1 protein-coding gene is annotated in these 541 nt (G+C 57.9%); it reads right to left on the bottom strand.

The features are described from left to right. Positions 1–70 precede the first annotated feature (70 nt). On the bottom strand, positions 71–541 hold a 471-nt coding region (locus N790_RS15540), incomplete at its 5' end, for an HIT family protein (protein WP_245593746.1).

Raw genomic sequence — 541 nt, 5'->3', positions numbered from 1 at the left:
CGCCGCGAAGCGGCGTCGGCTTGGACGAATTGTTAGGCCTCATGCTGCCACACCCGCGGCACCAGCGCTCTTACTGCAGCTCAGCTCGGAGCCTAGCTGCCAGCTCCACTCGCTCCTTCGCGGTGTAAACACCCTTGTGCCCGGCATGAAGCCCATCACCCGAGTAGCGTGGAATCACGTGCTGATGGTAGTGCCACACATCCTGGTCGCCAGCCGGGCCATTGTGTTGCCGCGTTGATATGCCTTCACAGCCGAGAGCGCGCAGCATCGCGTTGGCTAAGCGACGTGTGGCGGAGAAAAAGTGGTTCCCGAGGCTATCGGGAATTTCAAGTGCATTCTCGTAGTGGCTACGTGGCACTACCAAGCAATTGCCTTTGATGCCGCCGTAGTAGTGCAGCGGAATCACCACAAAGAGATTGGTATCAGCAAACACAATGGCCGAATTCAGGTTGGGCCCAGATAGGCTCGCTGCGATGTCGCAGAACGGGCACTCATATCCTAGCGGAGCATGCTTCATGAGGCCTAACACCTGAATTAAGCC

It is taken from the genome of Arenimonas malthae CC-JY-1, assembly GCF_000747075.1.
Classification (GTDB): Bacteria; Pseudomonadota; Gammaproteobacteria; order Xanthomonadales; family Xanthomonadaceae; genus Arenimonas; species Arenimonas malthae.
This window is presented reverse-complemented; position numbering and strand designations above follow the sequence as displayed.